Source organism: Bradyrhizobium sp. 154, assembly GCF_023073875.1.
Taxonomy (GTDB): Bacteria; Pseudomonadota; Alphaproteobacteria; order Rhizobiales; family Xanthobacteraceae; genus Bradyrhizobium.
In genome coordinates, this window is the sequence record NZ_JADPKG010000051.1 from 50,574 (window position 1) to 76,671 (window position 26,098).

General features: G+C 59.6%; 14 protein-coding genes and 6 pseudogenes. 15 read left to right on the forward strand and 5 right to left on the reverse strand.

What is annotated here, in order from left to right; genetic code table 11:
* Positions 1-1,633 precede the first annotated feature (1,633 nt).
* A complete protein-coding gene (gene groES, locus IVA92_RS13265; protein ID WP_247277985.1) occupies positions 1,634-1,948 on the forward strand; it encodes a co-chaperone GroES in 315 nt (104 codons plus the stop codon).
* 85 nt (positions 1,949-2,033) lie between these two features.
* Positions 2,034-3,674, forward strand: a complete 1,641-nt coding sequence (gene groL, locus IVA92_RS13270) for a chaperonin GroEL (protein ID WP_247277986.1) — start codon at positions 2,034-2,036, stop codon at positions 3,672-3,674.
* A gap of 444 nt (positions 3,675-4,118) precedes the next feature.
* Here the strand turns inward: groL and IVA92_RS13275 are convergent, their stop codons facing one another.
* Both IVA92_RS13275 and IVA92_RS13280 read right to left on the reverse strand, forming a co-directional pair.
* Positions 4,119-4,493 carry a hypothetical protein gene (locus IVA92_RS13275; RefSeq protein WP_247277987.1) on the reverse strand — a complete coding sequence of 125 codons (375 nt, stop codon included), beginning with the start codon at positions 4,491-4,493 and terminating at the stop codon, positions 4,119-4,121.
* 492 nt (positions 4,494-4,985) lie between these two features.
* The gene (locus IVA92_RS13280; protein ID WP_247277988.1) at positions 4,986-5,939 is read right to left on the reverse strand and encodes a hypothetical protein; all 954 of its coding nucleotides are present in this window, start codon (positions 5,937-5,939) and stop codon (positions 4,986-4,988) included.
* A 687-nt stretch (positions 5,940-6,626) separates the two neighbouring features.
* On the opposite strand from IVA92_RS13280, the gene IVA92_RS13285 reads away from it, so the two are divergent.
* From IVA92_RS13285 to IVA92_RS13305, 5 genes and pseudogenes are all read left to right on the forward strand, one after another.
* Entirely contained in the window at positions 6,627-6,959 is a 333-nt protein-coding gene (locus IVA92_RS13285; RefSeq protein ID WP_247277989.1) for a VirK family protein, read from the forward strand.
* A 506-nt stretch (positions 6,960-7,465) separates the two neighbouring features.
* A pseudogene (locus IVA92_RS35875) lies at positions 7,466-8,147 on the forward strand (carbonic anhydrase).
* Positions 8,148-8,366: 219 nt separating this feature from the next.
* Complete coding sequence (locus IVA92_RS13295) at positions 8,367-8,732, forward strand: helix-turn-helix domain-containing protein (RefSeq protein WP_247277990.1); 366 nt, start codon at positions 8,367-8,369, stop codon at positions 8,730-8,732.
* Between the two features lie 314 nt (positions 8,733-9,046).
* Positions 9,047-10,602, forward strand: a pseudogene (locus IVA92_RS13300) (ISL3 family transposase).
* Positions 10,603-10,784: 182 nt separating this feature from the next.
* Positions 10,785-10,904: pseudogene (locus IVA92_RS13305) on the forward strand (ATP-binding protein); the annotation flags it as partial.
* Between the two features lie 51 nt (positions 10,905-10,955).
* On the opposite strand, the pseudogene IVA92_RS13310 reads toward IVA92_RS13305, so the two are convergent.
* Positions 10,956-11,194: pseudogene (locus IVA92_RS13310) on the reverse strand (IS256 family transposase); the annotation flags it as partial.
* 1,706 nt (positions 11,195-12,900) lie between these two features.
* On the opposite strand from IVA92_RS13310, the gene IVA92_RS13315 reads away from it, so the two are divergent.
* Complete coding sequence (locus tag IVA92_RS13315; protein ID WP_247277991.1) at positions 12,901-13,521, forward strand: hypothetical protein; 621 nt, start codon at positions 12,901-12,903, stop codon at positions 13,519-13,521.
* A 129-nt stretch (positions 13,522-13,650) separates the two neighbouring features.
* Here the strand turns inward: IVA92_RS13315 and IVA92_RS13320 are convergent, their stop codons facing one another.
* A complete protein-coding gene (locus IVA92_RS13320) occupies positions 13,651-15,321 on the reverse strand; it encodes a recombinase family protein (RefSeq protein WP_247277992.1) in 1,671 nt (556 codons plus the stop codon).
* Positions 15,322-15,588: 267 nt separating this feature from the next.
* Entirely contained in the window at positions 15,589-15,810 is a 222-nt protein-coding gene (locus IVA92_RS13325; protein ID WP_247278048.1) for a hypothetical protein, read from the reverse strand.
* Between IVA92_RS13325 and IVA92_RS13330 the strand changes: the two are divergent.
* The 7 genes and pseudogenes from IVA92_RS13330 to IVA92_RS13360 form a co-directional block, all read left to right on the forward strand.
* Positions 15,784-15,960 (forward strand): annotated as a pseudogene (locus IVA92_RS13330) (ATP-binding protein); the annotation flags it as partial. The gene IVA92_RS13325 and the pseudogene IVA92_RS13330 sit on opposite strands and share 27 nt — an antisense overlap.
* Positions 15,961-17,041: 1,081 nt before the next feature.
* Positions 17,042-18,502, forward strand: a complete 1,461-nt coding sequence (locus IVA92_RS13335; RefSeq protein WP_247277993.1) for a biotin carboxylase N-terminal domain-containing protein — start codon at positions 17,042-17,044, stop codon at positions 18,500-18,502.
* A gap of 1 nt (position 18,503) precedes the next feature.
* On the forward strand, positions 18,504-19,010 hold the full coding sequence (locus IVA92_RS35995) for a biotin/lipoyl-containing protein (protein ID WP_247277994.1): 507 nt from the start codon (positions 18,504-18,506) through the stop codon (positions 19,008-19,010).
* Position 19,011: 1 nt separating this feature from the next.
* Positions 19,012-20,619, forward strand: a complete 1,608-nt coding sequence (locus tag IVA92_RS13345) for a carboxyl transferase domain-containing protein (RefSeq protein ID WP_247277995.1) — start codon at positions 19,012-19,014, stop codon at positions 20,617-20,619.
* 868 nt (positions 20,620-21,487) lie between these two features.
* Complete coding sequence (trpD, locus tag IVA92_RS13350; protein ID WP_247277996.1) at positions 21,488-22,501, forward strand: anthranilate phosphoribosyltransferase; 1,014 nt, start codon at positions 21,488-21,490, stop codon at positions 22,499-22,501.
* 164 nt (positions 22,502-22,665) lie between these two features.
* Positions 22,666-22,891 (forward strand): annotated as a pseudogene (locus IVA92_RS13355) (M20 family peptidase); the annotation flags it as partial.
* Between the two features lie 1,240 nt (positions 22,892-24,131).
* The gene (locus IVA92_RS13360) at positions 24,132-25,664 is read left to right on the forward strand and encodes an AMP-binding protein (protein WP_247277997.1); all 1,533 of its coding nucleotides are present in this window, start codon (positions 24,132-24,134) and stop codon (positions 25,662-25,664) included.
* Positions 25,665-26,098: the final 434 nt, after the last annotated feature.

Genomic DNA, 26,098 nt, shown 5'->3' on the forward strand with positions numbered 1-26,098 from the left:
ATGGAATTGGTGGGTGATTCTTTGGAATGCGTGGACTTCTGATCGTTTTTGTGGCGCTTACAATAGTGTTGGCGGCACGCGGCCGACACCAAGATGGCTTTGTGCCGCGGCTGACCGCGTCCATGCCGCCAGTCAACGTGCCCTAGTCTTATGATCGTGCTCGAGTAGCGCGACCATTTGACTTTCCGCTGACAGATCCGGGCAGCCGGCTTTCCCGCAGCCCCGCTCTTCCGGGGGACAACCCGCGTCATATCCGCGCCTGTGCCCAATGTGAGCGGCGTCTTACCATCCGGCGGTGAGCCAAGCGCATCTGTCGGACGCGCGTTTCTATGAACCAGCCACAGCGAGCTTCACGACAGTCGCTGATGACCGGGCTCATCTTGCATGAGCCTAGGATTTGGGACATTTGCACTCTATGTCACTCGTTCGGACGGGCTTCGGGTACCGAAGCCTGTCGCCGCCTATTTCGATACGTCACATTTTGACGTAAGGTGCGATTCAAGCGCCTTAGATAGCTTGTCGTGTGAGACTTTTCGGACGACTCGGTTGTGTCGCAGGTAAATCCGAGGCGCACAGTATGTGTACGATGTCCAACATGAATCCTATCAAGCTCCAAAGCTAAAGACGCGCCCAAAGCACAAGGCAGCATCTTAAGTCTAGCTTTAAGGTCACGTGGCGAATGCAAGTCGATGTGTTCGGCGCCGAAGGTCGGCGGCGATGGAGTTACGACGAGAAGGTTCGTCATGTCGGATGGACCTTGCAGGCTGGCGAGACGGTCTGCGGCGTCGCGCGCCGGTACGGGGTGGCTCACAGCCTGCTGTTCACCAGGCTTCGACAAGTGCACCAGGGGCGACCGGGCGGAGATTCCGTGCAGCTCTTGTTCCTGTCGAGATCACAACTACGCTGACTCCGGTATTGATCAGCACGCCGCCACCGGCGTCTTCACAGCTCGCCCATCGCTTCAGGATTTAGTTGAACGCCTTGGCCAGGTCATGGCCGCCGGACAGTTTGGCGAGCTGTTTGCGCATATAGACCTATCGCGATGCCGGCATGCCCTTTCGCGCAAACCGGGGCATCGGCGCGCACGCTGTCTGGAGCACGGGCGATCCGCCCAGCAGCGACTTCGGCGCGCAAAGGTGATCTGATACTGGACGAGGTGCCGAACGATCTGCGCTAGCTCTCGCAGCCAGCGTTGCCTGGCCTCGAGTTGCTGAGTATCGGATCATCGATCAAGCGGAGCGATACCTCCAATTCCCGACCTCCGCGTTAGGTTCTAAACGCATCGCAATCTTAGAACGAAATCAGCCGACGATTCTCATTTGAACCGGCACCAGATCGGCGGGCCTTTACCATCTCGAATTTAGGGCAGAGGAATTGAACTGTAGATGACATTAGGTCGAGAGACAGAGCCATACGACTCACTCAGAAGAAGAACGACGCTCGGCGGCAAACTCGAAGAGGTGATTTGGGGCAGCCCCACAGAGATCCCGCGGGCCCAGCCGATTTTCCTGCTACAAACACTTGTTCCCCAAAAAATCGGTCCTATTTCAGCTGCGCCTGCATTGGCACTCGCAGGCAGCGATTGCTAGCAATCGTGAAATCTTCAACGGGTGTAAATGTTTAGGAGATCTGCATGGAATTCCGTCCGCTTCACGACCGGGTCGTGGTCAAGCGTATCGACGCCGAAGAAAAGACCGCTGGCGGCATCATCATTCCGGACACTGCCAAGGAAAAGCCTTCGCAAGGTGAAGTCATCGCCGTCGGCCCCGGAGGCCGCGACGAGAGTGGCAAGCTGATCCCGATCGACGTCCTGGTCGGCGACCGCGTCCTGTTCGGCAAGTGGTCAGGCACCGAGGTCAAGATCGACGGCCAGGAGCTGTTGATCATGAAGGAGAGCGACATCCTGGGCGTTCTCACGGACGCGTCCGCCAAGAAGAAGGCCGCCTAAACCATCGCTCGCACCGCTCATCCTGAGGAGCGCCTGCTGGGCGTCGCCAAGGGTGAGACCAAGTAAAACATTCAGGAAAACCCACATGTCAGCCAAAGAAGTCAAGTTCGGCGTAGACGCCCGCGACCGCATGTTGCGCGGCGTCGAAATTCTCAACAACGCGGTAAAGGTCACGCTCGGCCCCAAGGGACGCAACGTCGTGCTCGACAAGTCGTTCGGCGCTCCCCGCATCACCAAGGACGGCGTCACCGTCGCCAAGGAGATCGAGCTCGACGACAAGTTCGAGAACATGGGTGCGCAGATGGTGCGCGAAGTCGCCTCCAAGTCCGCCGATGCGGCCGGCGACGGCACCACCACCGCAACGGTGCTTGCCGCTGCGATCGTTCGTGAAGGCGCCAAGTCGGTTGCCGCCGGCATGAACCCGATGGACCTGAAGCGTGGTATCGACCTGGCCGTGGAAGCCGTGGTCGCCGACCTCGTCAAGAACTCCAAGAAGGTCACCTCGAACGACGAGATCGCCCAGGTCGGCACCATCTCGGCCAACGGCGACGCCGAGATCGGCAAGTTCCTCTCCGACGCCATGAAGAAGGTCGGCAACGAGGGGGTGATCACCGTCGAGGAAGCCAAGTCGCTGGAAACCGAGCTCGACGTCGTCGAGGGCATGCAGTTCGACCGCGGCTACATCTCGCCCTACTTCGTCACCAACGCCGACAAGATGCGCGTTGAGATGGACGACGCCTATATCCTCATCAACGAGAAGAAGCTCTCCTCGCTGAACGAGCTGCTGCCGCTGCTCGAGGCCGTGGTGCAGACCGGCAAGCCGCTGGTCATCGTCGCCGAGGACGTCGAGGGTGAAGCCCTCGCGACCCTGGTCGTGAACCGCCTGCGCGGCGGCCTGAAGGTCGCGGCCGTCAAGGCTCCGGGCTTCGGCGATCGCCGCAAGGCCATGCTCCAGGACATCGCGATCCTGACCGGCGGCCAGGCGATCTCGGAAGACCTCGGCATCAAGCTCGAGAACGTCACGCTCAACATGCTCGGTCGCGCCAAGAAGGTGATGATCGACAAGGAGAACACCACGATCGTGAGCGGCGCCGGCAAGAAGGCCGACATCGAGGCGCGCGTGGCTCAGATCAAGGCGCAGATCGAGGAAACCACCTCGGATTACGACCGTGAGAAGCTCCAGGAGCGTCTGGCCAAGCTCGCCGGCGGCGTCGCGGTGATCCGCGTCGGCGGCGCGACCGAGGTCGAGGTGAAGGAGCGCAAGGATCGCGTTGATGACGCGATGCATGCGACCCGCGCCGCGGTCGAGGAAGGGATCGTCCCGGGCGGCGGCGTCGCCCTGCTCCGTGCCTCCGAGCAGCTCAAGGGTCTGCGCACGAAGAACGACGACCAGAAGACCGGCGTCGAGATCGTGCGCAAGGCGCTCTCCGCGCCCGCTCGCCAGATCGCGATCAACGCCGGTGAAGACGGCTCGGTGATCGTCGGCAAGATCCTGGAGAAGGAGCAATACGCCTACGGCTTCGACTCGCAGACGGGCGAGTATGGCAACCTCGTCAGCAAGGGCATCATCGACCCGACCAAGGTGGTCCGCGCCGCGATCCAGAACGCTGCCTCGGTGGCGGCGCTGCTGATCACCACGGAAGCCATGGTCGCCGAGCTGCCGAAGAAGAACACCGGCGCGCCCGCGATGCCCCCGGGCGGCGGCATGGGCGGCATGGACTTCTGATCCAACTCTCTGTAAAATGCGATCCCCGGCAGAAAAATGCCGGGGGTCATTTTTTGCTCGCGACTTTTTCAGTTCGTTGTTCTGATCTCTCGCTATGCGCTCTGCGGAAATGACGATCAGCAGTTGCTAGACGTTCCGCTTGGGGTTTTGCGAGTCCGCTGGTAGGCATGTCACCGGGAGGACGAGCGGGTGATCGCCATTCTGCACAGTCTTTCCCTGCGGCCTCGACGTCGGCGGCTGGTCAAGGCGAACACCTGAGAACGCCCGGTCGCGGTAGCCACCCATTGGCGCTACTGACTTAAATAGCATTGGTCCCCGCGCCTATCCATCGCTGTAAACGGATGCGCGAGCTAGGTGGTGGTCCCCGGGAAGAGCGATCCTCATCTCTCGTAATTTGGTCCGATCTGTTGCACCGTCCACAATCAGAAGAAGAACATCGCCAACTCAATCGAGACGGAAGACCTTTCGCCCAACCGCTACAATTTCCCGGTCGGTCGGAGGATTACTTGTCTCGACGTGCAGGGTGAGATCCGGCCTGTTCACTCTCAGGAAGTTCATCAGCTCGGTCTTCTCGGTTCCCGGTCCGATGATCAGCAGATCAGTGCAGCTACTCAGCGCCCGACCTACCCTGACGACAAACGTCGGATCGTCATTCACGGCAGAGCCAGTATGCGCTTTGCAATCAAGACGCTGGGGCGCCAAATGCGCGCGTACGGCCGTCGCGCTGACGCCCGTTAAACCTATGGAGAATATCTTAGCAATGAGGTGGTCGATCCACACGACCGCGTGCGAATGAATCTGAGTTGTCATGTCGCTCATGAATGGATTCCATTGTATTTCGTGATTCACCTGTCCGTCGGAGCGCAAGCCCGCACGCACATTTCCTGCGGCTGACGATGCCAATCATGGCTCAAGTGATCAGCGTGAACCGACTCGCTACGTTGATGTAGCCGGGAACAGATCGCGTTGACCGTGAGCGCTTTACAGGTCCAAAACCTCATGCCGCACGCTGCCTCTTGACGATCGAAGGCTTGTGCATTCTCCGCTCCATGTCGCCCACTGCTCCGAGATGGAATTAACGCACCATTGCGAATGCTCGAGCGCAACGAAGGAGAGCTCTTGTGGCTGTGAGAGTTCTAGATATTCAGGTTTGCGAAGCCATCCCGCCGGACGCGGGATGGCTGGAGTGAAGCCATAGAGCACAACGACGTCCCGCAGTGGCGGGTCATGACAAACACGGATGCGGCCTGGTCACTGATCTCTCCGACCAAACGCGCTGATGCTGACAAGCCGCCATTTGCACTGGCGACCTTAACGAACTCGCCCGTCAACCGCACTCAATCCACAAGCCGCCTGGATGCATAGGTGTATTCGAGTGCCAGCCGTCGCGCGTATCCGTAAGATTGGCGGTCGCGCTATGTCCGCCGTCGATATTCTCATAGGATACTCCTGCTCGAAGAAGCTTATGGCGCGCATGGCGCCGGCCGCATGTACTTTGGCTTCATTATCCCGCAGCACGAAGGGCGCCGCCACGGCATGGGTCGGCTCCCCACGGAAGACCTCGCGCGCTCGAACGAGCGGCTGAGCGCGCTTGAGCTCCTTCAAGAGGAAAGGGCAGCCAACCTGCGTCAGGGTCCGTTCTCCCCAATCCCGTGCAGTGAGGACCGTGTGGCGGTCGACCCAGCTGACGGCCTGCTTTCCCTCCAGAAGAGCGAAACCGGTCGTGACGAAGGCGTTGGTGTCCGGGTCGAACTCTCGGACGAGCACAGCGTCCTTACCGCCATCAGAAAATTGGACGAGGCACAGGCGCACTTGGGGCGGCAGGCAGGTAGCGCCTTTAAAGACCCAGCTTTTCTTACCCGCGACCGCCAGCGCGTCAATATCGAGGATGGTCTCCCAGTGCGGGTCCTGGCCGCGATAGCTGTCAAGCGTAGTACGCCGCCAGATGCCGCGCACGTGGTTCTCGTCCTGCGAGAAATTGCTGAGACCCCGGCGTTCCAACGAAACATAGGAAATCCGGTCTTTGGCCTGAAGGATGCTGATGGCCTCCTCATAGAAGCGGCGATTGCGGGGATCTGATTGGAGCGCGCCGAGCGTCTTGTCATTCTCGGCGCGGGCCAAATCCAGTGCGCGTGGCTCTTCGATTTCCTCGAGGCAAAGGAAGGAATCGTCCACCCGGGCCGCAGCGGCCCACTCCTGGGGCACCGCCGTGAAGGACAAACACGTCAGCGAGAGCAACACGGCGGCGAGGAGCGAGTGTTTCATGGGAGTGGTCCTGGGCTGGGTGGGCCGCCCGGCTCGCGCGACTTGCGAGCTGGCCGAAAGCGGACAGAAGACGTACATTCGGTTTCGACAGCGGTCATGGGCGGGACTGTGCCCGCCGGTCCGAACGAAGCAAGCAGCGTGCCGCCTGAAAATTGGCGGTTCTCCAGTCGCTCGGTCGCGCCCCTTGGCTCAAACCTGACAATGCAGTGTTAGCTTCGAAAGTATTGTGATGAGCTTTACACTACTCACCGATGGAGCAGAGGTGCCCTGCTCTGGCATTTCACAGACCGGTCCGTAATCGCGCTAGAAACATTTATGGCGCGCCTAACTTGCAACGGCACGTGCTCAAGAAAGGCCCTCGCGCGGAGAATTTGCCGCTGCTTGGTGCAGCGAGCGCGAGCACATGTCAGCACGGCGCGTCATAATGCGGAGGATCCAGTGACAAGCCCGCCGAGACGCCAGTCGTTCTCGCAATTCGCAGGCATTGCACGAAGTGACTCGCACTCCGCGGGATCGATCATAATCATTTGCAAGCGCTACGCACCCTTAGGCCCACATACCCAATCACCTGCGCAGGTTCCGTCGGGTAACAACAAGAACTGGCTCCACCGAATCAAGCACAGGCTCTCGACTTTCGTCAAATCGTCAGGGCAGCGTCTCTTGGTTGTTCATTAAGAGCGGCCACCAATGGTGATCCGCTACTCACCGAAACTCCGAGATCGATGGGGCGTGCCAGGGAGAGGTTGGTCTTACCGGCGGGCAACAAAACCCGGCTCGGCCACACAGGGCGGGCCAATTATCAATGCCTTCAGGGTGACTGCCCAGAACGGCATCAACTTCTCCAACGCTCATCAAACCGTGGACAGTTCCGGGTACCCAGTGACGGAATACATCCGCCACAGCCTCAGCCGCGAAGGCAAACTCACGGTGCGGGCCTCAAAGCTGGTGGCCGGGCCGGCCAAGATCATGAACCTGGGGGAATTGGTCTGCGAACTGCGGGACGGCGCGAAGTTCGTCTAGAAATTGGAATGAGGCTTGAGCCGTTCTTAGCCGCGTCGGAATGTGATAGGTATCCCATTCGGCACGCACGGATGACAACTTCGATCGTGCTACATTACCCGAGGAGCGCTAGTGACCAGGATGCCCACTTCGTTCGTGCTCACCGCTGCCTGCGCACATCGATGGATTCCGGCGCTAAGGCCGTTCGCGCGGCTCCGCGTTCGCTCCACTCATCCTAATCTAGTGGATCGCATGCCGCCTGAAGAACGGCTGTTTGGGAGGCGGTGACGTTGTCTCGAAATCCTGATCAGGTTGCCTAACGACCCTTTAGAACTCCTTCTCGGAGCCATTTTGGATAACGCTCATCGCGGTGTCATCAAGCGCAACGAGAGGCGCTAGGGCGAACACATCTGTGCAACTGAGTTGGTGCAACTCCATAGGTAAGGCGCTGGGTTAGCGCTGGTTCCGCAGCGAGGCGGAGCCCGAAGCGACGAGACAGCGTAGAGCAGCACACGAAGAGGGAAAACATGTGTGACGACTGCCTCCCGAGCTTGCCTTATCCGATGACGCCGTCTCGCCGTTCGCTATGCTGTTCACGGCTTCGGCGGCGGGCATGCTGCTGGGCGGTAGGATTGCGGGCGCCATGGAGGCAGCGGCGCCGCCAAAACCGGACAACCTTCTCACGCCGGACGCTTCGCTGAAGCGCCTAATGGAAAGCAATGCGCGCTACGTCCAGGACCTATCACGACGCATCCATATGCGGCGGTCCTAACTTGCGCCGATTCACGTATCGCACCCGAACATGTTTTCAATAGCGGACTTGGCGATCTGTTCGTCTGCCGTGTCGCTGGTAATTTCGCCAACGATGAAATGCTCGCCAGCATTGAATATGCGGTGACCGTGCTAAATACGCCGGTGGTCCTGGTACTTGGCCACGATCTCTGCGGCGCCGTCGGTGCTACGATCGAGTCCAAGTCTTTGCCTGGGCACATTCCATCTCTCGCCGCCGCACTTGCGGCCGCGGTAAAAGCGTCTTCCCAGGAAAGCGGGGATGCACTCGCAAATGCGATCCGGCAAAATGTAGTCGACAACGTCAATAAACTCAAATCGGCGGCTCCGATTTTAAATTTAGCAATCGAGCAGAATAGGCTGAAGGTCGTCTGGGGTCTTTATCGGCTCGACACCGGCCGCGTCGAATTGGTAAGCTGACCGTCATCAGGGCGTTAACTTCTGAGCAGTGCCGTTTGAAGCGACAAGGTTGAAAGGTTGTTGTCTCTGCCGCCGAGTCGACCAGATCCTGGCTCGGAGGGACAGATCTTACGCCGCGCGCCGGCGCAGCGCGTTCACGGCGTGTCGCGCGCCATGGAAAATTGCCCCCTCAGGGTCACGAGGAATTGCCCCTTCCTCGGACAGCTGAGGAGAGAGTGAATGAAGCAGGAACGAATCACTGAAGGCTCGTCGTGGATTGATCCACGGGGGCAGGTGATGAAGACGCCGGATGACGTGGCGGAGATGTTGCGCCTGAGGGCGTGCGGGTGGGATCTGAAGCGGATTGCGCGACAGCTGGGCTGCAGCCATCACACGGTGAAGGGCTACGTGGCGGCGGGCGGGGTGAAGCCGTTCAAGTCGCCTGAGCGGCCGAAGCGTCTTGACGGCCTTGAGGGTTGGCTGCGGGAGAGGCTCATTCGGCATCGCGGCAATGCCGACGTGGTGCGCCAGGACCTGTTGGCCGAGAAAGGCGTGGCCGGCAGCCGGCGGACACTGCAACGCGCCGTGCAGCCCTATCGGCGCTGAAGGCGGAGGCGCTGGCGACGACGCGGGTTTGAGACGCCGCCGGGCCGGCAGCTGGAGATGGACTTCGGGGAGCGCCTGGTCGAGATCGGAAGGGCGAAAGTCAAGGCATTCGTGTTCGTGGCAACGCTTGGACACTCGCGACGGCTCCAATGTGCGTGCGTTCCGGGCCGAGAGCAGGAGCATTGGTTCGCCGGGCTCGAGAGTGTCAATCGGCGTTCGACTGGGACCCCCTATCGGCATCCAAAAGGGGCTCTGACTCACTTTTGATGCAGTTCGAGGGATCTCTGGCGCATTGATTGGGGAGAATCAGCGCCGTGCAGCAAGCACTCCACCGCTCCAGTCTGGTGCCGCGTGGGTTTGTTGTAGAGAGTGCGTGCTACGAGGGTGATAAGGCCGTCATCACGGTCCGGACGTCCGGAAGTGTCGGCCGGTGTCCATCATGCGGGACAGTTTCGCGGCGTATCCATAGCCGGTATCGGCGGCGCGTGACCGATCTGCCGCTATCCGGGCGGGTCGTAGAGCTCCTGGTGATCGCCCGCCGCTTCCGCTGCGACGCCGTCCTGTGCGGACGCCAAATCTTCACTGAGCGTTTCGCTGATGGGATATTGGCTCCATCGGCGCGACGAACGGCGAGGCTGGATTCTATCGTCCATCACCTGGGTCTGGCGCTCGGCGGCCGACCGGCGGCGGGCTTCGCAAAACGGCTGATGCTGCCAGTAAGCAAGGACACGCTCCTGCGTGTCGTCCGACGCCGCAGCTGTTCGCCGGCCGATCCTCTCAACGTCATCGGCATCGATGATTGGGCCTGGCGGCGCAATCACCGATACGCCAGCATCATCTGCAACCTGGAGAAGCGCCGGGTGGTCACCTTGCTGCCGGATCGTGAGCCCGCGACCGCCCAAGCCTGGCTGGCTGCTCATCCCTCGATCTCGGTCGTCGCTCGCGATCGCGGCGGGGGATATGGCGAAGCCGCAGCAAAGGCCCTGCCGCACGCGGTACAGGTCGCGGACCGTTGGCATCTAATGGAGAACGCCAGCCGAGCCTTCCTTGATGCCGTCCGCAAATCGATGCGCCAGATACGCACCGTCATCGGCGCAACCACGATCGATCCAAGCTACTAACAGCCGCCGAGCGCCTCCAATATGAGGGTTATTTGCGGCGCGAGGAGACCAATGCGGCCATCCTGGCTCTGTCGAAGAACGGTGTACCCATCAAGCAGATCATGCGCCAGACTGGCCATAGCAGGAAGCTCGTACGGCAGGTGATCCGCGGCGAACGCAACGATGTCTTCCGGACCAGGCAAAGTTCGTTGGATCTGCATTTGCCGTGGCTCGACGATCAGTGGGCATCTGGCTGTCGCAACGGAGCTGAACTTTGGCGTGGTTTAACGGCGCATGGCTTCCGAGGCTCGCTCCGCGTCATCAGCGAGTGGGCAACCCGCAGACGACGGGCTGAAAAGGCCGACGCGCGAAGCCTTCAGAGGATTCCGTCGGCCAGGACCATCGCGCGCTTGATGACCATCGGCCGAGACTTACTCACGAAAGCGGAGACCGTCACGGTCGCGGCGATCGAAGCTGGCGTACCAACCCTGGTTGAGGCACGCGAGATCATCGCCGAATTCCACCTGATGATCCGGCGCAAGACCGAGGCAGGCATCACCCCATGGGTCGAGCGCGCCCGCGCCAGTCTCGTCGCCTCGTTCGCCAGCGGCGTCGCGAAGGATGAGGCGGCGGTACGGGCGGCAATCACTTCACCATGGTCCAACGGACAGACTGAAGGTCAGATCACGCGCCTCAAGCTCGTTCGTCGTCAAATGTACGGCCGCGGCAAAATCGACCTGCTTCAAGCTAGACTGATCGGTGCCGAATAGTCGGCGCTGCACCAAACTTGCGTCAGAGCCCCGATTGGATGCCGATCACCCCGAAAACGGGGTCCTTATTCCATGCCGAAACACACCACTTAAACCTGACGCGGCGCATCTGTTCTTCCAACTGGTGAGCCGGCGCTACGAAACCGGCGACATGCTGATCACGTCGAACCGCAGCGTTGCTCCTCGGCGACGCCATCCTGGATCGCCTCGTTCACAACGCTCACCGCCTCCAACTCTCCGGAGAAAGCATGCGAAAGCAGAACGCCCGCAACCAAACTCTTGGCGTCAACCCAAACCCCTGAACCAATCACCATGTCGGTCAAAGCCGCTGCTCACCATCGGCGAAATGCGCACAGGTGACCGTAGCGGACGACGCGCTGGTGGCCGTCCCGGGTCTTCAAATCGGAATGCTGGCCGAGAAAGTCTGCAACCTCGGCCTAGACCGCCTGGGCAAGCAGGACACGCGCCCCATTGCGCAAGACTCTGTGAGTTGATCGTCGAAGATTCCAGGCTGAATCAGATGGATGACGTTATCGTTGGACAAGGCATATCGCTCCTTCGGTGGAGAAGTGGAGGCGTCAAGCACCCCCACGATATGCCGCCTTTCCGATTCCCGCCGTCACCAACTTTGGGCGATAGCTCTTTGGGTTCTTCACGGACGTTATCATCTATTGCTCGATCTTTTCCTCCCTATTCCAGGAAAACGTGAATGTCGTTCTGCTTGCCTGATCGCCCCAGAGTGGCCGTGTAGGGCACATCATGAATCCTGATGTGGGTCTGTGGTCGGTCCGGGCTCGGCAGCACGTTATGCCAGTGCATTCCGCGCCGGAGGTTCTCCGGCGCCGGTTGATTGCCGTGTTGCCAACTCGGAGGGACGAATCCTCCTAAGTCTTGCGCTGGCGGCATGTACTGTGGCGCGAAGATCGATGTCCCGAAGCTTTGCCCCCATGATGGTGGCGGATTGACGCTTTGCACTGGCGAATGGGCGGGTAACGACAAATCCTGCCAGAAGTTCGCTGTGTTCCAGCTATCGGCGGGAGGCTGGCCGGCTTGATCCACTCCACGCCAAAACTCTGGCGAATCGACAAGTTGCGTTGAGGGTCCCGGTCGATCCGCTATCGATGTCCCGAAGCTTGGCTCCCATGATGGTGGGCTTGGCGGATTGACGCTTTGCACTGGCGAATGGGCGGGTAACGACAAATCCTGCCAGAAGTTCGCTGTGTTCCAGCTATCGGCGGGAGGCTGGCCGGCTTGATCCACTCCACGCCAAAACTCTGGCGAATCGACAAGTTGCGTTGAGGGTCCCGGTCGATCCGCTATCGATGTCCCGAAGCTTGGCTCCCATGATGGTGGGCTTGGCGGATTGACGCTTTGCACTGGCGAATGGGCGGGTAACGACAAATCCTGCCAGAAGTTCGCTGTGTTCCAGCTATCGGCGGGAGGCTGGCCGGCTTGATCCACTCCACGCCAAAACTCTGGCGAATCGACAAGTTGCGTTGAGGGAACCAGGCTCGACGCGACAGCACTGGGGCTTCTTTCGCGATCGTTGGCGCGACTGTCGTTACCCCTACGGCGTTCATCCGCTTTACGGCTATGGTCGCACCCGGACCAGCCGGACGGGATTTGGCGCAGGGCTACCACGTTAGCGGCGGCCATCAGGTGGGACAGATCAGGCGCCCAGAGCACTCGCGATGCTCATCCTCGATACTCGATTGAGAGCGGCCGGAGCGTGGAGGCTCGAATCATCGAGGGGTGGCCGAGCTAACGGAGATTGTTGAGACGTGATCTAGACGGTGACGTCTCACGAACACGCCCGACAACTCAAGTCGTTGGGCGTATTGCTGCGTGTTCCAGCCGATCGTGATCACGGATTCCAGGGCATCGTGATCACCCATTCCAGAGCATCGTGATCACCGTTTCCAGCGGATGGTGATCGCTATTTCCAGCGATGCGATCGGGGCAATTAGGAAGCGCGCGCCGCTGACAGTCTGCAACCCGGGTAGCTTGGTCTTTTGCCTAACCGCAGAGGATCGAGATGCCGACCGAGAGACTGTCCATGCGCCACATCCGTGAAGTTCTACGCCTGCACTACAGCGTCGGCATGTCGCAACGCGCCCTTGCCCGCAGCCTGGGCTTGGCCCGGGCACGGTCAGCAAGTACCTCAACCGAGCCCGCCGCGCCGGTCTAACCTGGCCGCTGCCGCCGGAGCTGGATGACGACGTCCAGCTCGAGAACCGCCTGTTTCCGCCGCCTTCTGATCGGCCCAGCGACGAGCGTCCGCATCCGGATTGGGCGCTCGTGCATCGCGAGCTGCGGCGCCCGAACGTCACGCTGATGCTGTTGTGGGAGGAGTATTGCGACGCAAACTCCGACAGCTTCAGCTATGCGTGGTTCTGCGAACGCGACAAGGAGTGGACCGGCCGCCTCAAGCCGATCCTGCGCCAGGTCCATGTCGCCGGCGAGAAGCTGTTCGTCGACTATTCCGGCCATACCATGGAGGTGGTTGACGGGCTCAGCGGCGAGGCGCGCAGCATGCAGATCTTCGTCGCTGTGCTCGGCGCCTCGAACTACACCTATGCCGAAGCCAGCTTCAACCGATCGCTACGACAAGGGATCGCTGTTGATCACGACTCAGGTGCCCGTGTCGCAATGGCACGATGTCATTGCCGAGCCGATGACTTCATGATGCCTCCGTCTTTGAACGCTTGGTACGTCGTATCCGATTGCGCAGCCGACCGATTTGTTCGTCTGAGAGCTCGATCTGCCATGGCTGGCCTTTGGTTAACTGACGATCTGCCAGCATTCCGCGCGCAAGATAATCGAACACCGTCTGCGGGGTTACTCCAAGCTCAGCCGCTGCGCCCTGAATCGAGAAGCTCCCGTCGGGCCAGCGCGTTGGGTTCTTGTCTATGCCGTTGATTTTGACGGTGGGAATGCCCCAGCGGGTACGCAACACCCAGACGTTCTCGCCTTTGAAGGCGCAGCCTCGGGCCGCGACAAAGCCTTGGAGTATCGCCGCGATCTCGGCATCCATTTTGTGTTCAGCATTCAACTCGACGATCCGTCGCCGCAACCGATCAATGTCGATGTAATCGCGGTAGGTGTGAACGCGCCGTTGTACGTGATGCTCGCTGGTTGCGCCGGTCTGCCAGACGATCTTGAGCCACACTTGACCTCGGGTCCGCTTCTGATCAAGAACGACTTCGCGGATGACAAATCGCAGAATGCGCTTGCGATCGGCTGCCGACGTGGTGGCCGCATTCCAAATCCGCGGCAGGTTCTCGCCGGCGCTTGTAGCCCTGCGCGTTCCGCCGGGCCAATCAGAAGCGGCTCTTGCGCGCGCCAACGCGCATGCTGCTGCTCGACCGTCTCGACGACACGCAGCTTCTCTTCCCAAGCCCGCTCAAGTGAGCGCGCCACAAGACGGTTCTCGGGCTCGACGGCGTCATACTGACGCCGGGCGCGCTCGGCCTCGTAGCGGGCGCGCTCCACGCGAAGCGCCCACTGACGCTCGAGCTGACGGCTCTCTTGCTCCAGTTGGCCCGCCGCCGCGAGTGCGATCTCAATCTGATCCGGCACCAGGGCATCGAGGAGCATCCGTTCGACCAGCGCGTCAACCGCCAAGGTCCGGACTTCCTGACATAGTGCACTGCCTTGCTGGTCCCGATCCGAGCGGCAGCAATAGACCGGATAGTCGGCATTCGGGCCCGTGTAGCGCATGCTCATGCGCCGTCCGCAACGGCCGCAAATCGCAATTCCTTGTAACAGGGCTGCCCCCTTGCGCGGTACGCCAGAGTGTCCTGCCTCATAGCGGAAGATGTTATCTGCCAGTCGCCCCTGGTTGGCCATGAACTCCTCCCAGCTGATATAGCCTGGGTGGGCGGCGTGGAGGCAAACCGCCCAATCCGCGATCGCCACCTTGACCGTTCCCGTCAGCGATCCCGGCCGGCATCGGCTCGGATCCTTTTGCCGGCGGCCATAAACATACGCCCCAGCATAGGCTGGATTTTGAAGGATACTAAGGACGCGTGCACTATCTGGCGCACGCCAGACGATCTCGTGTGGAGATGGTCCAAGCAGCGGTCGAGCCGGCAAGGACAATCCATTCCTGTCCAAGTACCTCATCACACCGCGAGCGCTTTGCAGTTCCCGGAATTTAGCAAACACGAGATGAAGACGGGCCTGCACCTCCTCGTCAGGATTGAGAATAATTGTGCCCGCTCGATCATAGGCGAGCCCGGCTGGCAGGGGCAGCCGCAGTTCGCCCCGCGCCGCCTTCTGGCGTTCCCCTTGGTGAAGGCGCATCCGAAGCTGATGCAGCTCCGCCTCGCTCATGATGCCGGACAAGCCCAACAGCAGGCGGTCGTGGTAGGCGGGCGGATCGTAAAGCCGCTCGCCATCCGCAATGAGCACGCCGAACACCGAGCACAGTTCGAGCAGCTGATGCCAATCCCGGTTATTGCGGGCCAAGCGAGAAGCGTCGAGGCTCACCACAAGACCGGCGTTGCCAAGGCCGATCTCGGCAATGAGCTTCTGGAAACCATGACGATCCACAGCGCCAGCACCGGATTTGCCCAGATCCTCGTCAATGACCTGGACACGTTCCGGCGGCGAGCCCAGACCGATGGCACGATCGACGAGGCGGTACTGCAGCTCGGTGCTCTCCTGGTGCTGGCGCACCTGGTTCACGGATGACTGCCGCACGTAGACATAGGCCAACTTGGCTCGGTGCACGGCTCAGTCCCCTTCCGGGCGTGCCGGCAACCGCTTGCATTCGCCGCAGCAGCGTGGCGAGGATTTGAGCGATCTGGGTTTGCGTCGCGGTCGACAGATTCGGCCACAGGCGCGGAATGTCGGCCGTCGGGCGGCCGGGTGGATTTGCCGACGTCGGCAGTGGTCGATACGCAACGCGACCTGGTGGGTCATCGCGAATCACCTTCTCGTCGAGAAGGCTGAGACTCGCGCTCAAATGTTGCATCAATGGGATCAGCGTACGTGCACTGATGCGCGGCAGATCGACGGCGTTCGGGCGGGAAGTGATCGGCTCTCGGCAAGATCCGTCGACGCCATCCGAACCGCCCGCGGCCGTCCGTCCGGCAGCGCGACAACGACGTGGGCGGGACCGCGCCCCGACCGCTCCTTCAGCACCTCAAGCCGGTGCCCAAACAGGAAATGATGCGCGTAGACCGGCTCCTGCACCACAGCCATGTGCTGACGATCCGCGGTGACAGCTACCGGCTCCGCGCCAAGCGCAAAAGCGGCCTCGCCAAGACGCCGACCGCCGGTGACGGCCCTCCGGTCGGCTCCGCCTCCCTCCGGCCCGTCACCGGCGGAAACAACCTTCAACCGAGATCATAATCCGGATGGTGGGGGCAGTTCTTCATGAAGCAAAGTGGGCGGTTCCGGATGGCGTTTGACACACGGGGCAAGCCCCCACCCGTAGACAGAATGGATAGTGCGTTACGTACGGACCTGGCTACTTCCGGGAAGCCAGGAGCTTGGACAAAACTGTGCGATCATTTCGTTGAAAGGCCTTGAATCGCACGTAACGTCACATTGTACGATCTTGAAATGAGATCGCGACCTCTGACAAACGAACGTAAGCTACTCCTAGGGTGTGGGACGATGGCATAACGACCTTGTCGTATTTCGAATTTGCGGCGAACGCTCGCCGTAAATGAGCCGGCGGCGACTCTCCCTTGCCGACGGTCGGGGCGATGTGTAGCAGCGTCGCTCCTCCCAGACTGACTTCGCCCGGCTTCCAAAATGAGGCCGGGCCTTTTTTGCCGTCGGGAAGACGTTAGTGCCTTGTCGACGTGCAACTGCTCGATCAGCTCGTCCGCAACCAGGCAAACTTGCGAGGTCGAGTCCGGCAAGACAACACGCGTTACGACCACATCGGCATGCTGATTGTAAATCGTCAACAAATCGCAGCCTTCGGTTCTAGCATACAAAGCAACGCTTCCGAGCCACCAACGACTTGAACGGTTCCGGTCTGTTTTCCTATAGACAGGCCATACTGTGCCTTGCGCAGGAACACCAATACCGCAACGTACCGACCTAAAGAGATATCGTGACGCGCACACAACGAACGCATTGGTTTTTGCGTCCCAAAGCCAACTGCTGTGCAGTAGTTCTTATTGTGCAACGGCATCTCTGTGCTCGAGTCGGCGGGTGCGCGAGATCAGCCGCCGAACGGTGATTTCCATTGGCGATACCGCAAGAAAAACGAGACTCGAATTGACGTACTACGAACCATCCTGCACCCTCGATCGTCCCCGCGCGGCGCTCCCCAAACCGAGCCGCAAGGTAATAAATTGCGCGGTGGATGCCGACTCACTGTCAACAGATAAGCGAGCGGAGCCATCGAAAGCGGACCAACCGCTCCCAAGTGACGGAAGTCTCGTTTGAGTTGTTTGTTTGGATATGAATGCACACAATGCCTTTCGATACCGTCCTTATCGCCAACAGAGGCGAGATCGCCGCCCGCATCATCAAGACGTTGCGAAAGCTGGGCCTTCGTTCTGCAGTTGTCTACCACGAGGTCGATGCGCAAAGCCCGGCAGTCTCCATGGCCGACACAGCGATTCTTATCAGCGGTCACACGCCGATCGCGGCCTATCTGGACATCGCACAAATTATCGCCGCCGCTCACAAGGCGGGCGCCGGCGCTGTTCATCCAGGTTATGGATTTCTTTCCGAACAGGCTCAATTCGCCACGGCCGTGATAAAGGCCGGCATTGCGTTCATCGGCCCCGCACCCGAAACTATTGAACTGATGGGCGATAAAATTCGGGCCCGCAACTTCGTCCAGTCGAACGGCTTTCCAGTGGCCCCATCTGCAATTGAGGAGGACGATCCAGCGACGTTCGTCTCCAGGGCGCGTGCAATTGGAACCCCTTTGCTGGTAAAGCCGTCAGGGGGCGCGGGCGGCAAGGGCATGCGGATTGTACGCGACGTCGATGCTCTGGAAGGCGCGATTGAGCAGGCTCGCTCTGAGGGGCAACGGTATTTTGGGGATCACCGGCTTTACGTCGAAAGATACATTGAGAACCCGCGGCATATCGAAGTGCAGGTACTCGGCGACTCTTTTGGGAACATTGTACACCTGTTTGAGCGGGAGTGCTCGGTGCAACGCCGCTTCCAGAAGATCATCGAGGAAGCGCCCTCGCCAGCGCTGTCGCCAGAACTACGGAAACGCGTCTGCGAGACCGCGGTCGGTATCGCACGCGCCGCGAATTATCAGAACGCAGGAACCGTTGAATTCATTTTCGATGCAGGAGAATTCTACTTTCTCGAGATGAATACGCGCCTACAGGTCGAACATCCCGTGACTGAGATGATCACCGGCATCGATCTTGTCGCCGAACAGGTCTATGCCACCGCGGGCCGAGAACTTGGTTTTGCTCAGTCAGATATCGTTTCGAACGGCCACGCTATCGAAGTAAGGCTGTACGCTGAAGCCCCCGAACGAGGCTATGTTCCGACGTCCGGCAAAGTACTTCTTCTCGAGTATCCGAGCGGGGTACGGATTGACAGCGGCATCACGCAGGGTCAGCCAATCACCACTGCGTTTGATCCCATGCTCGCAAAGATCATCGCGCATTCGCCGACGCGCACATTGGCCACCGCCACGGCCAATCACGCGATTCAGGGGGTCATTCTTCTCGGCTGCGAGACAAACGCTAGCTTCCTCGCCCGCATCCTTTCCGACGAGTCGTTTGTCCGCGGACAGTTTCATACGGGATATCTGGAGGAAAACCCGCACATTGCCGCTGGTGACTCTGCTACCGGCCTACCGGCATTCTTGGCATCAGCTGCTCTCCTTACCCGACAAGTGCGCGAATCGGCCGATGCCGTGCCCGCGCTTCACGCTTCGCTCGGCCATTGGAGAAATTGACGTGTATCACTCCGTCGAGGTTGATGGCGTCGACCATCAGTTATGGCTTTCACCCTGCCAATCCGGCTCCTATCATCTTCACTTGCGCGACCAAGTCATTTCCCCGGTCGCGTTTGCCCAATACGGCGAGAATTCAGGTGTCCTGACCATTGCCGGCGAGACCGAACGAGTCCGCTTCGTCATCGAAGGCGACCTGATCCACGTCCACATCCGTGGCATGATGCGCGTTTTGCGCTACAGCGACCCGTTGCGAACGCTCGCTTGCGTGAACCAAGAAGCAACTTCGCTCATGACCCGCGCCCCGATGCCGGGAGTAGTCGTTACGATCGCGGTTTCGCCTGGTCAACCGGTATCCGCAGGCGCGGCGCTGATGATGATTGAGAGCATGAAGCTGGAAACTATTATTCGCTCTTCACAGGATGGCGTAGTCGATCGAATCCATTTCAAAGAAGGGGAGAGCTTCGAGCGGGATGCTGTGCTGATTACGCTATCGAAAGAAGGGCGCTGAAATGCTACGAATCGCTTCTGGGGCGAATGTCAATTCGCAAGACTTTCGTCAAAACGAGCTCCACAACAGGCGGCTTGCTGACGAGTTGAAGGAGCGGCAACGTGCTGTCCGCTTCCAGCGGCCCGACCGGGAGCTCGAGCGCCTTCGACGTCAAAATAAGCTGTTTGTACGAGATCGGATCGACGCCTTGCTCGATCCAAAAACTCCGTTCCTCGAGCTTTCAACGCTGGCCGCTAACAAGGCCTATAACGGCGAAGTGCCCGGCGCGGCACAGGTCGTCGGCATCGGGATCGTCGCGGGTCGCGAGGTGATGGTTCATGCAGACGACGCAAGCGTAAAGGGCGGCGCATGGTATCCGTTGTCTGTCAAGAAGATAGTGCGAGCCTTGGACGTCGCAATCGAGAATCGTCTGTCAGTGATTCATTTGTGCGACGGCGCCGGAGGATTCCTACCTTTTCAGGCAGAGTTCTTCGCCGATCGCTACTTCGCGGGTCGGATCCTCCGTAACCAATCCATTCTCTCCAAGATGGGAGTACCGCAGGTCGCGATCGCAATGGGTCATTGCACAGCGGGAGCGGCCTACGTCCCGGCGCTTAGCGAATTCAACATTATGGTCGAGGATACGGGAGCTATATTTCTCGGTGGCCCTCCAGTCGTGAAAGCTGCTACCGGTGAAGACGTATCGGCACAGGAGCTTGGGGGCGCCCACATGCATACGAGCGTGTCGGGCACGAGCGATTATTCCGCAAGCTCCGAGATGCACGCCATTGCGATCGCACGTGATATCGTTGCCCGATTCCATCGTCCCGCGAAGACTCCGATTGATCAAGCCGCCCCGGAGCCCCCTGCTTACGACGCATCGGAACTATACGGCATTATTCCAAAGGACCCTCGAGTGCAGTTCGACATGCGGGAGATCATCGCCCGCATGATCGATGGTAGCCGATTCCACGAATACCAGCCGCGTTTCGGCACGTCCCTGCTGTGCGGTTTCGCGCGGCTTCATGGATATCAAATAGGGATTCTTGCAAATAATGGCGTGCTGCTCAGCGAAAGTGCGCTGAAGGGCGCTCACTTCATCCAACTATGCGACAAGAACCGGACGCCCCTGCTCTTCCTGCAGAATACGACGGGTTTCATGGTCGGCCGCGAATACGAGCGCCGTGGCATAACCAAGGATGGTGCCAAGCTGATCATGGCCGTCTCGGGAGCGTCGGTCCCAAAATTTACGGTCGTTTGCAACAGCTCGCACGGAGCAGGTACCTACGCTATGGCGGGACGTGCTTTCGATCCTCGGTTCGTCTTCACCTGGCCGCAGTCTCAGATCTCTGCGATGGGCGCCGAGCAAGCGGCAGGTGTGCTGACCCACGTTAAGACCAGACAACTGGCCCGTGACGGTGGGCGGCTCGCAGAGCAGGAGCTGGCAGCTATTCGAGGTCCCCTTCTCGACGAGTATCGGGAACGATCCAGCGCCTACTATGCAACCTCCGAAATCTGGGACGACGGAATTCTTGATCCAGTCGATACCCGAAGTGCACTCGCGATCGCCCTGAGCGCTTCGCTGAATGCTCCCATCGAAGCGCCCCATTATGGCGTATTCCGAATGTAGCCGGCAGGAGTCGAACGTCCGTCTCTGTAGATTCTACTCCCTAGCTGGGTCCAAATCGACGCATCGTCCTGTCCCCGGCATGAGCCAGATTGGTGTCGTCCACATTCCGGGCAGAACTCGAATTCGCGACCTTGGTCAAATTAGACCAGCCCGTTTCTAAGTGGTGCGTTGAATTCGGTGACCACGTTGTCGATCAGGATAACGGGTTGCGCCGAAGTAGACCGAGCTGGGGTCGCATAGCCCTGATTGGCCGCGCATCGAACCTCGCGTGGGGACTACGCAAATTGCGTAACACTCGAGATGATCTGCTCGTTACACTTCTAGCATTGCGTAGTGTATTGCGAGGCTCCTGCGGGTCGAAGCCATCGAGATCTGGAGTTCGCGATTGATGCAAGCGCGGGCCGCCCTGCTGACTCTGATCCACCAACGGACGCGTCAGTCACATTAAGATCTAAGGTGCGCCCTACTGATGAATTGTTGGGTCCATTCATCATCGACGATAACAGTCCTGGGAGGAGACATGCAAGCCATCATGCCGATCTCAGTCAACTATTCCACGACGGGCTGGGTGCAGAAGAAGTTATCCCGCCATGCTCGACTATGGACCATCCACCGTCTTGCCGTCCAATCGTCTGATCTGATCTCGAGCAAAGAACACTTGCTCCTTTGCAAGTGAACGCCATGGATAGCTTGATTCTTACGTAGCGTCAGGTTGTAGGATTGCAGAGCCGACTGACGTTCAAGCTGACACCACGCATGCCTCGACAACGCATACGCGGTCCGAGCCGGACCGGTTGCCGAGCTGCATGACCCCACTAACGCCCGTTTCGAATGAGGCCACTTGGAACGACTAAGCACATGTAGAGCAATGAACGCCCTCAAATCGATCATTAGCAAAGTTGCTACAGGTGCCACGCTGACCCGCGAGGAGACCGCAACAGCCTTTGAAATCATCATGTCGGGCCAGGCGACATCCTCCCAGATCGGAGGATTATTGATGGGGATGCGGGTACGTGGCGAAACCGTAGAAGAAGTCACCGGCGCAGCCTCGGCCATGAGGAGCAAAATGCTCCGGGTCAGTGCGCCCCCCGATCCCGTCGACATCGTTGGTACGGGCGGTGACGCTTCGGGCTCAGTCAACGTGTCGACATGCGCCTCATTCATCGTCGCCGGGGCCGGCGTTCCTGTGGCCAAGCATGGCAACCGCGCCGTGTCCTCACTATCAGGTGCTGCTGACGTCTTGGCCCGCCTCGGCGTGAAGGTCGACCTCCCGCCTGTAGGCGTTGCTCGTTGTGTGCACGAAGCTGGCATCGGCTTCATGCTTGCGCCCATCCGTCATCCGGCTATGCACCACGTCGCCCGAATCCGAGCGGCAATTGGGACCCGCACGATCTTCAATCTAGTCGGCCCGCTCGCAAATCCGGCCGGAGTCAAGCGGCAGATCGTCGGAGTGTTTTCGCGGCAATGGGTGCAGCCTTTGGCGCAGGTGTTAAAGAACCTTGGTGCTGAGTCCGTCTGGGTGGTGCATGGCTCAGATGGACTCGATGAGATCACCCTCACCGGGCCGACGTTTGTTGCCGCGCTAGAGAGAGATGCGATCCGCACCTTCGAAGTCACCCCCGAAGAAGCGGGCCTCGCCCGCTGCCATAACGAGGCGCTGAGGGGCGGCAACGCCGATTCCAATGCAATCGCGCTGCAAAGCGTGCTCGACGGCATGCCAAGTCCGTACCGCGATGTTGCTCTTCTCAACGCCGCCGCGGCAATGATCGTGGCCGGCCGCGCAAGCAGCTTGAAGGACGGCGTCGCCCTTGGGCACGAATCCCTTAATAGCGGTGCGGCAGCCGCGCGATTGAAACACCTGATCGCGATCTCCAATGCTTGACACGGCCGATGTACGACATTTTTAACACCAACATCGAAGCCAACGAGCGCGAAGAGATTGCAAGCGCAAAGCGCGAGTTGCCTCTGCCACACGTCGAGGCGCTTACCGCGGTTGCGTCACAGACGCAGCAGCCCCGCTTTCGAAGCGACGGGAGCAGGAGCGCCCCCTATGAGAAGTGAAGCGCCGGAGCTGCGCTCTTCGATCATGCCAAACCCTTGCCGCCGGGCTCGGCTTCGATTTGGTCGACGTCTTCACCGGCGGCGTTTCCGGCGGCGATTTTACCGCGTCGCGTACCGCAAGACTCGACGGCCTCGCCGTGACGGCAAGGGCGCGCATACCCACTATGAGCAGCTCTACATTTCGTTAGTTGAACCGCGTGGGCGGCTATAGCATCGGCTCTATCAGACGCTGCGATGATTGCTGCGTGACGCGATAGCTGCCAGGCCATTTGCCGCCGTACGGCGGCGCGCTCGCGCATTCACGCAGCTCGTTTTTTCAGGGCAGGCGCCGCAGCTGGGGTGCATCGCATGAATTGCGTTGGCGGGACAAAGGCGCGCTATGGCGTGAGAGTCGAGTGCAGAAGAGGTGGTACTGTGTACTTCTCGGTTGCGGCGAGTAATTTAAGCTTGGCACCGCGAGCTCTTCCACTTTTCCTATCGGCGTTGCCCGGTGAGCCTCGGAAAAGTTTGATCCAGCGACAACACCAAGGGGCTTGAATCGCACGTAAGGTTAAATTGTACGATCTCAAGGTACATCAGTCTCGGGCTGGTCGAGATAAGGATTGCGAATGTTCGAGCATGTCAGAATCGCACCGCACCGTCATAACTCGATCATCGCGACAGTGCGGCTCGCGCGTGGTCCTGATGGGCTCAACAATCTACGGCCAGCACCATATGCCTTCACTGATCCACATCGCTGGAGAGCTGGTCAATTCAGAGGACGTCAACGTCACCCCTACCACGCTGTGCGGCTCCCCCTATTGCAGATTGGAAACCGAGTTCCTCCCCGGGTCGGGACACCAGTGGAGATCAGTTGAAAAGGAGTTTTCGGTTGTGTTCGCTCAGCCCGATTGGAGCTCGCACGGCGCCGTCATCTCGGAAATGCAGGATGGTCGATCCGACCTCCGATGGTTCCAATCGGCTTAGGCGGCTAGACCGGCGCGACAATCGCGAAAGATTGCTTCGCATTTCGGGGCAGCACGATGAAAAAACCCGACGGTACCAAGAACGTTCTGTTGGTCGACCACACTGAAGGTCAATGCCGAGCCATAGTCGGCTTGAAAGATGAAGATTCCAGATCTCCTATATGTGCGGTGAGCCTGTAAGCCGGAAACCTCAAGAAGATAACGTCATGGTGCGCTTATCACTACGCGCAGATGCACCTCAGCGCTGTCGGACAAAACGGAGCCCGTGACGAAGCGCCTCCGTCTTTACGCTTAAAGAGATTTGCATCGATCCCGGGCTGATGACGTCGTCAAGACCGTATGCTTACGACTGAGATCGCTTGACTGCTCGCGGGAAGGCCATCCGATGCGATCTGATCGCGATCGAGAGCTTCCGAACGACTCAGGAAGTCAGGGGTTTAAGCAGTTTTGCAAGTACGTAGCGAACCTGAGCGAAGGGGGACAAAGGTGGATCTTTGCACACTGATTGAGCGTAACGCGTCGTTTACTCCCGACAAACCCGCGATCCACTTCGACGGGGGCACCCTAAGCTACTCCGCCTTCACTCAAAGGATCGAGCAAATCGCTCGTGCTCTAAAACATCAGCTCGGCATCGAGAGAGGCGACCGCGTCGCGATCCTTGGCCTCAACCGGCCCGACTACCTGGCCCTGCTCTATGCCTGCGCGCGACTCGGCGCAATGCTCGTTCCATTAAATTGGCGGCTTACGGTCGCGGAACAGTTGTTCATCCTCTCCGACGCCGGTCCCAAAGTGCTAGTTCTAGAACAGGCCTTTGATGCGCTGCTACCAGCTCTGGCGGGGCAATTGCCCGAAACCTTTGTTGCGGGTTTGGACTTTTCGCCTCTCGGCGGGAGTAAGTGGGACTGCCTGGTAGACCAGGGCCGAGGCGACGATCGCAATCAGCACACGGACCTGTCTTGCCCGCTTCTGATTGTCTATACTTCGGGTACCACAGGGCGGCCGAAAGGCGCTGTGCTGCGTCAAGACGCGTTGCTGTGGAATGGAATTATGAGTCAGCACATGCATAACCTCGGCTCGACCGATCATGTCCTGACAGTCTTGCCGCTGTTTCACGTTGGCGGCCTGAATATCCAGACCACGCCGGCGCTGCATCACGGCGCGACCGTCACCATTCACACGCGATTTACGCCCGAGGCGACGCTTGCTGCGATCGAACGCGACAGACCTACGCTGGCTGCGTTGGTGCCTACCACGATGCAATTCCTAACCGACCATCCTCAGTGGCGGACGACGGACCTCTCCTCACTGAAGGCAATTTGCACCGGTTCAACGATGGTCCCGCAGCACCTTATCGAACGCTTTGTCGCACGTGGGGTGCCAGTGCTGCAGGTTTACGGTTCGACCGAGACCTGCCCTATTGCTGTTTATACGAGGCTCGGCGGCGATCTTACGCGTAAGGGCTCGAGCGGCTTGCCCGGCCTATGCTGCGAAGCGGCTATTCTCGATGATACCGGCAACAAGTTGCAGGCAGGCAGCCCGGGCGAGATCGCCGTACGAGGCCCCAATGTCTTCAGCGGGTATTGGGGCGCTCAACAAACAACGCGCGAGCCTTTGCACAATGGCTGGTATCTCACCGGTGACATCGGCTGCCGCAATGCCGATGGATACTTTTGGGTTCATGATCGCACAAGGAACCTCATAATTTCCGGTGGAGAAAATATCTACCCGGCGGAAGTAGAGCGCGCGCTTATGGAGCATCCCTATGTCGCAGACTGCGCCGTTGTCGGTCGACCCGATCCGCGCTGGGATGAGGTGCCGATCGCTTATGTGATCAGGCGGCCGGGGGTTCGAGTTGACGCGGAAGCACTAATGGCGCATGCAGGCTCGCAGCTCGCCCGCTTTAAGGTGCCGCGCGAAATTTTCTTCACGGAAGAATTGCCACGAACGGCGTTGGGCAAGATCCAGCATTTCGCGCTGAAGGGGCTTACACGATCAAGCCAGCACAACGACGGCGACTGAAGATTTCGATCGGGTTTGGCATTTCCTTTGCCCCGTAGGCGTGGCCGCTGAGGGCCGCGAAAACCCCACGCGTCACCGCGTCGATGCGAACACGGCAGCTGCGAGTTGATCATTTCGGCGCCTTTCGGTCGAATAACGTTGCCCCGAGGTCGCTGATGCCGCGGATCCTCATTATGAATGCCGGTACGGCGCAAATGTCGGGCTCTAATCTGCGACAACCCAACTGTCGCTTGCCCTCCAAGTCGGCTTGGTCTCCGTGTGGTTTGCACAGGAGGGAGATAGGGGGCCCAATTCCGGTATTGGTAAGTCAAGGATTCGCCGACTGTTATCTCTGGATGCTCGCGCAGTTTGAAAGGAGAAGCATTAGAACGCGTCATTTGAACCTCAGAAACGGGAGAGAACGCTCCGTGGACGAGAAGGAAAGAGAGCTCAAC

Coding starts and splice junctions, on each gene's coding strand:
- groES (WP_247277985.1), top strand. CDS start 1,634: ATGGAATTCCGTCCGCTTCACGACCGGGTCGTGGTCAAGCGTATCGAC.
- groL (WP_247277986.1), top strand. CDS start 2,034: ATGTCAGCCAAAGAAGTCAAGTTCGGCGTAGACGCCCGCGACCGCATG.
- IVA92_RS13275 (WP_247277987.1), bottom strand. CDS start 4,493: ATGAGCGACATGACAACTCAGATTCATTCGCACGCGGTCGTGTGGATC.
- IVA92_RS13280 (WP_247277988.1), bottom strand. CDS start 5,939: ATGAAACACTCGCTCCTCGCCGCCGTGTTGCTCTCGCTGACGTGTTTG.
- IVA92_RS13285 (WP_247277989.1), top strand. CDS start 6,627: ATGGTGATCCGCTACTCACCGAAACTCCGAGATCGATGGGGCGTGCCA.
- IVA92_RS13295 (WP_247277990.1), top strand. CDS start 8,367: ATGAAGCAGGAACGAATCACTGAAGGCTCGTCGTGGATTGATCCACGG.
- IVA92_RS13325 (WP_247278048.1), bottom strand. CDS start 15,810: ATGGCTGTGGTGCAGGAGCCGGTCTACGCGCATCATTTCCTGTTTGGG.
- IVA92_RS13335 (WP_247277993.1), top strand. CDS start 17,042: ATGCCTTTCGATACCGTCCTTATCGCCAACAGAGGCGAGATCGCCGCC.
- IVA92_RS13345 (WP_247277995.1), top strand. CDS start 19,012: ATGCTACGAATCGCTTCTGGGGCGAATGTCAATTCGCAAGACTTTCGT.
- trpD (WP_247277996.1), top strand. CDS start 21,488: ATGAACGCCCTCAAATCGATCATTAGCAAAGTTGCTACAGGTGCCACG.